General features: G+C 61.0%; 9 protein-coding genes. 4 read left to right on the top strand and 5 right to left on the bottom strand.

What is annotated here, in order from left to right:
* Window positions 1–13 precede the first annotated feature (13 nt).
* The gene (locus OSC37_RS04000) at window positions 14–1,009 is read left to right on the top strand and encodes an MBL fold metallo-hydrolase (protein ID WP_267163317.1); all 996 of its coding nucleotides are present in this window, start codon (window positions 14–16) and stop codon (window positions 1,007–1,009) included.
* Here the strand turns inward: OSC37_RS04000 and OSC37_RS03995 are convergent, their stop codons facing one another.
* Window positions 1,010–1,753 carry a ribonuclease H-like domain-containing protein gene (locus OSC37_RS03995; RefSeq protein ID WP_267163316.1) on the bottom strand — a complete coding sequence of 248 codons (744 nt, stop codon included), beginning with the start codon at window positions 1,751–1,753 and terminating at the stop codon, window positions 1,010–1,012. It abuts the gene before it with no gap.
* A 143-nt stretch (window positions 1,754–1,896) separates the two neighbouring features.
* Between OSC37_RS03995 and OSC37_RS03990 the strand changes: the two genes are divergently transcribed.
* Window positions 1,897–3,333, top strand: coding sequence for a sensor histidine kinase (locus OSC37_RS03990; RefSeq protein WP_267163315.1), 1,437 nt, complete (start codon window positions 1,897–1,899; stop codon window positions 3,331–3,333).
* A gap of 4 nt (window positions 3,334–3,337) precedes the next feature.
* On the opposite strand, the gene OSC37_RS03985 is transcribed toward OSC37_RS03990, so the two are convergent.
* The gene (locus OSC37_RS03985; protein ID WP_267163314.1) at window positions 3,338–4,183 is read right to left on the bottom strand and encodes a MinD/ParA family ATP-binding protein; all 846 of its coding nucleotides are present in this window, start codon (window positions 4,181–4,183) and stop codon (window positions 3,338–3,340) included.
* Between the two features lie 136 nt (window positions 4,184–4,319).
* On the opposite strand from OSC37_RS03985, the gene prf1 reads away from it, so the two are divergent.
* Window positions 4,320–5,558, top strand: a complete 1,239-nt coding sequence (gene prf1 / locus OSC37_RS03980; protein WP_267163313.1) for a peptide chain release factor aRF-1 — start codon at window positions 4,320–4,322, stop codon at window positions 5,556–5,558.
* Here the strand turns inward: prf1 and OSC37_RS03975 are convergent.
* Window positions 5,555–5,944, bottom strand: a complete 390-nt coding sequence (locus OSC37_RS03975) for a DUF6276 family protein (protein ID WP_267163312.1) — start codon at window positions 5,942–5,944, stop codon at window positions 5,555–5,557. The genes prf1 and OSC37_RS03975 overlap by 4 nt on opposite strands.
* 97 nt (window positions 5,945–6,041) lie before the next feature.
* On the opposite strand from OSC37_RS03975, the gene OSC37_RS03970 reads away from it, so the two are divergent.
* Complete coding sequence (locus tag OSC37_RS03970; protein ID WP_267163311.1) at window positions 6,042–9,047, top strand: PAS domain S-box protein; 3,006 nt, start codon at window positions 6,042–6,044, stop codon at window positions 9,045–9,047.
* 14 nt (window positions 9,048–9,061) lie between these two features.
* Here the strand turns inward: OSC37_RS03970 and OSC37_RS03965 are convergent, their stop codons facing one another.
* Entirely contained in the window at window positions 9,062–9,934 is an 873-nt protein-coding gene (locus tag OSC37_RS03965; protein WP_267163310.1) for a universal stress protein, read from the bottom strand.
* Between the two features lie 85 nt (window positions 9,935–10,019).
* The gene (locus tag OSC37_RS03960; protein ID WP_267163309.1) at window positions 10,020–10,724 is read right to left on the bottom strand and encodes a glycerophosphodiester phosphodiesterase family protein; all 705 of its coding nucleotides are present in this window, start codon (window positions 10,722–10,724) and stop codon (window positions 10,020–10,022) included.
* Window positions 10,725–10,994 lie beyond the last annotated feature (270 nt).

Here is a 10,994-nt window from a genome sequence, read left to right as displayed (position 1 = left end):
TCGAATGTGTGGTATGGAACGTATCGCGCTCACGAACCAGACCTTCGAGGGCAACAACAACGCCTATCTCTTCGCTGAGGGTCCCGAGACGGTGCTGGTCGACACCGGGGACCGGCTGCCCGGTACGTACGACCAGCTCGAAGAGCAACTCGACGACCACGGCGTCGCGGTCGGTGATATCGACCGTATCTTTCTGAGCCACTGGCACGGTGACCACCGCGGGCTCGCGGGTCCGATACAGGCCGAAAGCGGTGCGACCGTCTACGTCCAGGAGGCCGACGCGCCACTCGTCGCCGGCGACGAATCCGCCTGGGAGGCGATGGTCGACAGACAGATGGACTACTTCGACCAGTGGGGAATGCCAGAGGCGAAACAAGACGAAGTTACGAGCGTGCTCGACAGTGTTGCCTGGCAGGAAGAGTCACCCGACGTGCGGACGATGGAAGACGGCGACAGCTTCCAGGTCAACGACACCACTCTCGATGTCGTCCACGCGCCGGGACACTCGGTCGGGCTGTGTCTGTTCGAACTCGACGACGGAAGCGACGGCATTGATGTCCTCAGCAGCGACGCCTTGCTCCCGAAGTACACGCCAAACGTCGGCGGAGCGGATATTCGGGTGGAACAGCCCCTCGACCAGTATCTCCGGACGCTCCGAGCGATTGCCGAGGCCGATTACGACCGGGCCTGGCCAGGCCATCGGGCCGTCATCGACGACCCCACGGCGCGGGCTGAATACATCATCGACCACCACGAGGAACGGTCCTACCGCGTGCTCGATGCGCTCGATTGCTACGGCCCTTGTGACACCTGGACCGTCAGCGACGACCTGTTCGGCGACCTCGATGGGATTCACATCCTCCACGGCCCTGGTGAATCCTACGCCCACCTGGAACACCTCGAACGAGAGGGGGTCGTCCTCCGAGACGAGAGAGAGTACCGGCTCGCAGACGGTGTCACCGAGCGACTCGACGAACGGGACGACAACCGCTGGCCCCTCGACGCGTAGCTACTCCGGGAAGGCCTGGCTGTCGAGCTTCTCGACGAGTGACTCTAAGACGGGAACCATGTTGACCGTGTCCTCGCGGTTGTACTCGACTAGTCGGTCGAGCGCGCCGTCGACGCCGCGCTCGTGTTCATGCCACAGCCGGACCGCCTCCCGGCCGTCCACGTCGGGGAGGTCCCGTGTGATGCCGAGTTCCTGTTCGACTTCGCTCAGTCCGCCCGAGAGACCGATTTTCCGAGCTGTGGGCATCAGGTCGATATGTGGCTGGTCGAGCGAGAGGTCGAATGAGGACTCCAGAAACGGCACGTCGAAGCGTGCCCCGTTGAACGTGACCAACAGCCCGGCATCTTCGAAGGCCGCACGGAGGGTCTCGTCGGTCAGGTCGTCATCTCGCACCAGCGTCCGCGTGTCGCCGTCCTGGTGGAGTGTCACCGTCGTGACGACGCTCGTCCGGTGGTCGAGGCCGGTCGTCTCGATGTCGAAAAAACAGGCCTGCTCGCGAAAGGACTCGTAGAGCCGCCAGCCACAGCCGTCTGGGAACCGCTGGTCGAAAAAATCGACGTTTCCGCGCTCTAGCGCGCGCTCACCGTCGTCAATAAACGACTCGATGCGTTCGGCACGGATTTCTCCGATGCCGTCGGCTGTCGGCCGGAACCCCTCCCAGCGGGTGATTCCCTGCGACCAAAGCCGCTGCTCGATGGTCCGACCGACACCCTCCGCACCGAGAAAGCAGTTCTCGACGTACACTCCCGTGAGTGAGGTGGCGACGGTACTAACGGTTTTGGAAGCCACCGCCCGAAGCAGGGACTGTTGTCGAATCTCGAGAATACTACTTAGTTAGGGAGTAGGTGGAAACCTGTACCGTACATAATTATAATCAGGTGATTACGGTGCCAGAACACTATCAAGCGACTGACGCGCGGATTCTTCATGTTGACGACGACCCCGGACAGCTCAACGTCGTCGAGACGTACTTCGAGCGTGAGCTTCCGGAGGTAGAGATGGTAACGGCGACCGACGCGAAGACTGGACTGGAGACGCTGGCGTCGACACAGATTGACTGCATCATCAGCGACTACGACATGCCAGAGGTGAACGGACTCGAGTTTCTGGAACACGTCCGGGCGACCCACTCTGACGTTCCGTTTATTCTCTACACCGGGAAAGGAAGCGAGGAGATAGCGAGCAAAGCCATAAACTCGGGCGTGACCGGCTATCTCCAGAAGGGCGGCCCAGAACAGCTCCAGCGGTTGATTCACCGCGTCGAACACGCCGCCGAGGAACACCGAGCGAAAGTCGAGTCCGAGCGCTACGCGACGGTTCTCCGGGCGCTCAACTACCCAATCTACGTCGTCGACGACGAAGGCACGTTCGAGTACGTCAACGACGCCTTCGTGGAGATGGTCGGCTACGACCGCGGAGAGATTCTGGGCAGTCCACCCGGTCTCATCAAGACAGAGGAGGGCGTCGAGCGCGCGAACGAGACGTTACGGAGAATTGTTTCGAGTTCGGGACCCGACCGAAAGCAGTTCCGGGTAGATATCCACACGAAAGGGGGAGACACGATACCCTGCCGAGACCACATGGCCACACTCCCCTTCGACGACGAGTTCCGGGGGTCTGTGGGCATCTTGCAGGACATTTCACAGCAGGAGCAGCGCCGCGAGCAGCTGGCGACCCAGAACGAGCGCCTCGAAGAAATCATCTCCTTTGTCTCACACGACCTCCGCACCCCGCTAGCCCAGGCTCGAGCCGGTGTCGACCTGGCTCACGACTCGGGTGGTGACGAGGACTTCGAGCGTGTCGAGTCTGCGCTGGACCGAATCGAGGACATGATATCCGAGCTGCGAACGCTTGCCCGAACCGGAATCGTCGTCGACTGTACGACGACGGTCGACATCGGCGCAATTGCCACCCGGGCCTGGGAGACGTTCAGCACCCCAGGTGACACGCTCGAATATGAAGCGTTCGAAATCGAAGGAGACCCCGAACGAATCAAGCCGCTGGTCGAGAACCTGCTCCGAAACGCTATCGAACACACTGCCGACGGCGTGACGGTCACCGTCGAGCCGTGTGAGGACGGGTTCTACGTCGCAGACGACGGCGAGGGAATCTCAGAAGAGAAACGAGAGCAGGTCTTCGAGCCGGGATACACCACTGCAAGGGACGGGAGCGGATTCGGGCTGGCAATCGTCAGGCGCGTGAGCCAGGCACACGGCTGGGAGCTGACAGTAACCGAGAGCGAGGCCGGTGGGGCACGCTTCGAATTCCGGAACGTCGCCGTCGACACCGATTGTGCCGGCACGGCGGTATCGGCGGCCGACTGAGGAGTCAGCCGAACAGCCCGCCGAAGACGCCGTCTGAGTCGTCTTTGTCTTCTGACTCGTCCTCTCCGTCCGAGGTGGATTCCGCCGTCGTCTCGTCGGGTGTCTCCCCAAACCACGCCTCATCGAAGACGTGGTCGAGGTCGGTACCACTTGCACCCTCGAAAAAGACCCGTTCGAGTTGTCCCGTCAACTCTGTGTATGCCGCAGACGAGTTGCTGTCGGGTTCATCGATAGCGTGTGGCTCCTCGCGGGTCGCCTCGTGGTCGACGGGGATGACCCCGAGGATAGGCTGGTCGAAGGAGTCTGCGATAGCGGAAACGTCAGTCTCACGCGTGACACGGGCGACGAGGACACCGATGACTCGACCGTCGACACGTTCGGCCAACTCGGCGGTCTTTGTCGTGTCGTTAACCGCCACGTCGTCCGGCGTCGTCACCAGAAGGATGCCGTCAGCGAGGCCGAGCGGGACCGTCGTCTCGTGGCTCAGCCCTGCACCCGTATCGACCAGCACCACGTCGAACGTGTTCCGTAGCGTCTTGATGACCTTCCGGAGCTTCGCAGGATCGGCGTTGGCGAACGCCTCCAGACTCTGCTCGCCGGGGATAATCGTCAGTCCACCGGGGGCGTTGGTCAGTGCCGCGCTCACCGTGACGTCACCGGCGAGCACATCATGAATCGTCGACTCGTGGGTTGCGCCGAGCATCTCTCCCAGGTTGGCCATCCCGAGGTCTGCATCGACAACAACGACATCGTATCCACCCTCTTCTAGCACCGCGCCGACGTTGATGGCGGTCGTGGTCTTGCCGACCCCACCCTTTCCGCCAGCAATCGTAAGCACGTACCCTGCCATCGTTTGATTGTATCGTGTAACACACGCCCAAGATATAAACCCACTCGTCTGTGGCTCCGGCACGAAGAACCGCCGACACAGGGCGTGCTGATACGAGGTCAACAGTTACTTACAGACCACTCACCAACTGTAGATAATGAGTACGCCCGAGTCGGACCAGTCCGACAAACAAAAATACGAGTTTCGCAAGGTTATCGAGGAACTCAAGGAGTACGAGGGGTCGGGAACCCAGCTTGTCACTATTTATGTCCCGCCAGAGCGACTGATTAGTGATGTCGTCGCACACGTCACCCAAGAACACTCGGAAGCGAGCAACATCAAATCGAAAGAGACACGCACGAACGTCCAGGACGCCCTCAAGAGCATCAAAGACAGACTGAAATACTACGACCAACCGCCAGAGAACGGGATGGTGTTGTTCTCGGGAGCCGTCAATAGCGGCGGCGGTCGGACAGATATGGTTACTGAAGTCCTGGAGAACCCGCCAAACTCTGTCCAGTCGTTCCGGTATCACTGCGACTCGAATTTCCTAACTGGGCCACTCGAAGAGATGCTGCTCGACAAGGGCCTCTTTGGCCTCGTCGTCCTCGACCGCCGGGAGGCAAACGTCGGCTGGCTCAAGGGCAAACGCGTCGAGCCGGTCAAGTCAGCCTCCTCGCTCGTGCCCGGCAAACAGCGAAAAGGTGGCCAGTCGGCACAGCGGTTCGCCCGACTCCGGCTGGAAGCAATCGACAACTTCTATCAGGAGGTCGCCGGGATGGCCGATGAGTTGTTCGTCCCCAAGCGCCACGAGATGGACGGTATCCTCGTCGGCGGCCCCTCACCGACCAAAGACGAGTTTATCGACGGGGACTACCTCCACCACGAGCTCCAGGATATGGTGCTCGGCAAGTTCGATGTGGCCTACACAGACGAATCTGGGCTGTACGACCTCGTCGACGCCGCCGACGAGGTGCTCGCGGAACACGAAGTCCTTCAGGACAAACAGGTGATGGAGGAGTTCTTCGAAGAACTCCACGACGGCGAACGGGCCACCTACGGGTTCGGTCCCACGCGCGAGAATCTCATCATGGGCTCGGTTGACAGACTCCTCATCAGCGAGGACCTCCGCAAGGACGTACTGGTCTACGACTGTGACGGCCGAGAGGAAGTCGAGTTCGTCGATGTGACCGACGAACCCGACGAACTCCAGTGTCCCGACGGCGGGACAGTCTCCGAGTGGGAGCGTGAGGACGCAATCGATCACCTGATGAACATCGCCGACCAGCGCGGGACAGAGACGCTGTTTATCTCGACTGACTTCGAGAAGGGGGAACAGCTCTTGAACGCCTTCGGTGGCGTTGCCGGCCTGCTTCGGTACTCTACTGGCGTCTAGAGCAGCTGTTCGAGCTGTCGTCGCCGCCCCGAGAGGTCGATATCGGTCTCGACTTCGGGGTCGCGGTCAAGTCTATCGAGAACGAGCAGCGGGTCGGTTCCAGCTCGCTCTACCGCTTCGAGCAAGGTCGCTATCTCACTCCGGTAGAGCGCGAGATTCGACAACAGCCCGACCAGCAACGCCAGCGGGAGTGCGGCCTCGCGCGTCGTCGGAAACCCATCACTGAGACGGTCGAAGGCCGGCTCGCCGGCCGACTCCTCGACGGGCTCTAAAGAGAGACACCGGGGACAGAGGCCAGCGGCCGACTCGGAGCCCGGAAGGTGCTCTTGGTACTCCGGCGGGACGGCGAAGGTGACGAGTGCTGTCTCGCAGTGTGGACAGTCCATGCCCAGCGTTGCGTCCCGAGAGCCAAAACCGTTCCCTCCGAGTGGGAGCTTTTAACATGCAGGATTGATTTATTATCTAGGTACTTTGCTGAGTCCAATGGGGTCGTCTGTTCGGATTCTTCATGTCGACGACGACGCTGGCTTTCTCGAAGTGACGGCTGATCTGCTGGCGGACGAAGACGAGCGATTTGAGATCGTCACCACGACAGAGCCTGCCGAGGCGCTCGAACTGCTCGAGCGGGACTGTTTCGACTGTGTGATCTCTGACTACGACATGGGGTCGACCGACGGCATCGAGTTACTGGAGGAGATACGCGAACGCTATCCCGACGTTCCGTTCATCCTGTTCACGGGGAAAGGATCCGAGGAGATAGCCAGCGACGCAATACGTGCTGGGGTGACCGACTACCTCCAGAAGGAGGGAAGTCTCGACCAGTACACACTGCTCGCCAACCGAATCGACAACGCTGTTTCCGCGAGGAAAGCGAGCCAAACCTCCGAGCGCAGGACCCGGGAGTACGAGACACTCATCGAGAGCGCACCGGTTCCGATGGTCGTCGTCAGCGGCGACGGAACGATACTGTATCTCAACACCAGCGCAGAGGAGACACTGTCTGTGACGGCCGACGAGGCGGTCGACGAGTCGACGGTTACCGAGTTCGTCCATCCAGAAGACAGAGACAGCGATGCAATCGAGCAGGTAGTCGAGACGCGCGAGCCAGCGTCGACACGGGAGTTCCGACTGCTGACAGCCACCGGCGAGGAACGGACCGTTCGCGGAACTGTCGTTCCGGTTACCTTCGACGGCAGCCCGGCGGCACAGCTTGTCTTTACAGATATCACGGCACAGCGCCAGCGAGAGGCGGAACTCCGGGAGCTGAACCAGTTCAGAGAGGCGATTATCCAGAACGCAAACGTCTGGATTTCGGTCATCGACGAGGACGCGAACCTGCTGGTCTGGAATCGGGCGGCGGCCGAGATAACGGGCTACGACGCCGAGGAGATGCTCGGAACCGACGAGTGGGCAGAGTTGCTGTATCCCGACCCCGAGCGCCGACAGGAGGTAGTTGACCACTCGACCGACGTGCTTCGGAACGGCGACAGTCTCGAAGGCTACGAGACGACGATTACGACCGCCTCCGGAGACGAACGGCGGATGTACTGGGACGCACACCCGCTTCGCGATGTCAGCGACGAGTACAGTGGTGTCATCAGTGTCGGCTGGGACATTACTGAGCGACACCGACGGGCTGAGCAGCTCGAACTATTACACCAGGGGACGAGAGAACTGATGGGAGCGACAGACCGCCAGACAGTGGCCGACTTCACCGCCGACGCGGCGAAAAATATTCTAGGGTACGACTACACGGCGGTTCGGTTCGCCGACGAGGATGAGGGGGTACTGGAGCCGGTCGCGCTCACCCCGGAGGTCACGGAGGTACTCGGTGACCGGCCCAGCTACCTTATCGACGGTGACAGCCCACATGCGGAGGTCTATACAGAGGGTGAGCGACTGCGTTTCGACGAGGTGCGAGACATCGATGACGACCACGGCCGCGATCCGGTCCGGTCAGCGATGTATCTGCCGATCGGGGAACACGGAATGGTGACGATCTGTGACCCAGAGCCCGGCGTGTTCGACCGCTCGGATATCGAAATTGCCTCTGTCCTGGTTGCAAACGCAGAGACCGCCCTCGACCGGCTAGAGCGCCGCCAGGAGATAACCGAAGTCAAAGAGCGACTTCAGGCCTTTCTCCGTGGGACAACCGACATTATTACCCTCCTCTCTGAGAACGGCATCATCCAGTACCACAGCCCGGCAGTCGAGACGGTTCTCGGCTACGAGCAGAGCGATCTGGTCGGCGACCCTGTGTTCAACTACGTCCATCCGGAGGACCGTGAAGAGACGATAGAGTCCTTCACCTCTTCGATAAGCGGGTCAGAGGGCGGCATCACGAAGGTCGAGTTCAGGATGCGCCACGCGGACGGGCACTGGGTCTGGGTCGAATCGCAGATGCAGACCGCTGACAAGCAGTTACCGAACGGCTACGTCATCACCTCTCGGGATATCAGTGAACGAAAGGAAAACGAACAACAGCTGCGCCAGGAGCGCGAGCGCTTCTCGGCACTGTTCGAGAACTTTCCGGAGCCGACGCTATCGTACGCCTACGAGGACGACTCCCCCCACGTTTCGGCAGTCAACGCTGCCTTCGAGGAGACATTTGGGTACGATGAGGAGACAGCCGTCGGACGGTCGGTCGACGATCTGATCGTCCCAGCAGAGAAACAACAGGAGGCAGAGCAGATAGACCGACGGGTCGAAAACGGGGAGCTACTGGACAAACAAGTCCGGCGGCAGACAGCCGACGGAGAACGGGTGTTCAATTTCCGGAACATCCCGTCCCAGAGCGGGACCAAGACCGAGGGGTTTGCGGTCTACAACGACATCAACAAGCGAGTCGAACGCGAGAAACGGCTTGTCCGACAGAACGAACGCCTCGACGAGTTCGCGAGCATCGTCGCGCACGATCTGCGGAACCCGCTGAACGTGGCTCAGGCGCGGACTGAACTGCTCGCCCGGGACTACGAGAGCGAACACCTCCCGGAAATCGAGAGTGCACACAGTCGGATGGAGACCCTGCTCGAAGAGACACTCCTCCTTGCCAGACAGGGTGACACGGTCTCGGGGAAGGCGTTCGTCTCGGTCAGTACTGTTCTCCGAGAGTGTCAGGACATGGTCGGCACAGAGACCTCAACGGTAACAGTCGAAGACGACGTCCGAATCAACTGTGATAGAGACCGCGTCAGACAGCTGTTCGAGAACCTCATCAGCAACGCAATCGACCACGGCGGCCCTGACGTGACCGTCCGTGTCGGGACGGCCGGTGAAGAGACGCTCTATGTCGAGGACGACGGACCGGGCATCGAGACCGACGACCCTGATAAGCTGTTGGAGGCCGGATACACCACAGACGACGACGGGACCGGATTCGGACTCTCCATCGTCAGCCGCATCGCAGAGGCCCACGGCTGGAACATCTCGATTACAGACACCGGCGACGGTCTCCGGTTCGATATCGCCGGCGTCGAGATAGCACGGTAGGCCGCGTGTCAGGCTCACTCCGCCGCTTGCACAGTCAACACCGGAACAGGGGCGGTCCGGACGAGATACTCGGCGACGCTTCCGAGCAGATACCGCTCGACGCCGGAACGGCCCTGCGTGCCGACAACGATGGCTGCGATGTCGTGGTCTTCGACGTACGAGATGACCTCTTCGTAGATAGACAGCCCGTGTCCGACAGTGCCGGTCGTGTCGGCGAGTCCGGTCTCCTCGGCAAGTGCAACGGCGTCGTCGACAACGTCCTGTGCCTGCTCCTCCACGGCGGCGAACCCATCCTCAGATACCACATCCTCGCCCAGTCCCGAAATCTCGACGATAGAGAGGGCGTGAAACGCCGACCCACTGTGCGCTGCGAGGTCGATACCCAGCTCGACTGCCGTTCCGGCGGCGTCGCTGCCGTCGGTTGGGACCAGTACCGAGTCGTACGGGTACGCTGGGAGGCTGTCCTCACCGGGCCGTACCGTCAACACTGGAACCGTCGAGCGGCGCAGCACTCGCTCGGTCGTACTCCCCATCAGGAACCGTTCGAGCTTGCGTCGGCCGTGTGTTGGCATGACAATCAGGTCGATGTCGACGTTGTCGGCGTACTCGATGATACTGCGGTACGGCTGTCCCTGGATGACATCAGTGACCGTTGTCACGCCCTGTTGGCGGGCACGATCGGCTGTCTCCTCGACGGCACGTTCGCCTTCGCTTATCAGTGCGTCGACCACATCTCCCTGGACGCGGGCGAGACTCAGCTGGTTGGTGTCTGCCACGTTGAGGACGTGCAGCGTCGCCTCGTGTTTAGCGGCGACTGTGAGGGCGTGGTCGGTCGCGGCCGCGGCCTGTTCGCTGTCGTCGACCGGGAAGAGAATCTCGTCGAACATACGCAACCTACACCCGGCAGGCACAAAATAGTGGTCGACGCCCGAGACAAATCCCGGCGACCGGTTCCCGTCGTCGGGAACGCACTCAGGGGCGGATAGCCTCGAAGATCACGTTGTCGACGTGGGGCTCGATCTGGTTGAGCGTGTCCTCGCTGCGGACCGTCCACGCCAGGACGTGACGTTCCTTGTTCCCGCGAGAGAAGGGGAGCTTCGGGAGCATGTTACAGCCGTAGCCGACGAAATCAGGGTTCGTGTACACGCTTGGGACGAGATACTTCAGTACAGTCCGTGAAAGAAGGCCACTCCCCAGTGCAAGGGGTGCGAGCTGTCCGCGTGCCCACTCCGAGCGATGGCGGCGGAACCACCAGAGAGCCAGCGGATTGAACGATTGAATAGCGAAGTCACCGCCGTAGTCGTCGAGACAGCTTGCGACCGCACGTTCCAGTTTTCCGGGGCGATTCGTGTTTTTGAGCTCGATGAGCAGCGGGACCTCCCCGTCGACAACATCGAGGACCGTATCGAGCCGCTGGACCGTCTCGTCGGAGTCGAGAAGCGTGCAGTCGGCAAGTTCGTCCCACCGTGTGTTCCGCACTGCGCCGGTCCGGCCGGTCAGGCGGTCGAGATTCCGGTCGTGGAAGACGACCGGGACGCCGTCGGCAGTCACCCGAACGTCGAGTTCGGCCGGGTAGCCTGCCGAAGCCGCCTTCTCGAAGGCCGGGAGGGAGTTCTCGGGAACCCGGTCCGAGTGCAGGCCACGGTGAGCGATTGGTCGTTCTCTGAGCCAGTCCATTCGAACGTGTGTGGACTCACAAATCCCAGTTATGTGTAAGTAACGAAATGAAATGGACAACCGATACGCCAGTAATGTATGTCCTTAGGTCCGATATCGGCAGAATATGGCTAGTTAGGGCGGAAGCACGACAGACAGGTAACTATTCACACACTGTCAGCAAGTGTGTAAGCTCCGCTCCGGATTTCGATTTCGATGCCGGTGACGGCACCTTCGAGGGCGATTGGGAGCGTGCTCTCCAACAGTCTGTTCGAGATTCCTTCCGTGCCG

The organism is Halovenus salina, from assembly GCF_026410925.1.
In the GTDB taxonomy this organism is placed as follows: domain Archaea; phylum Halobacteriota; class Halobacteria; order Halobacteriales; family Haloarculaceae; genus Halovenus; species Halovenus salina.
This window is presented reverse-complemented; position numbering and strand designations above follow the sequence as displayed.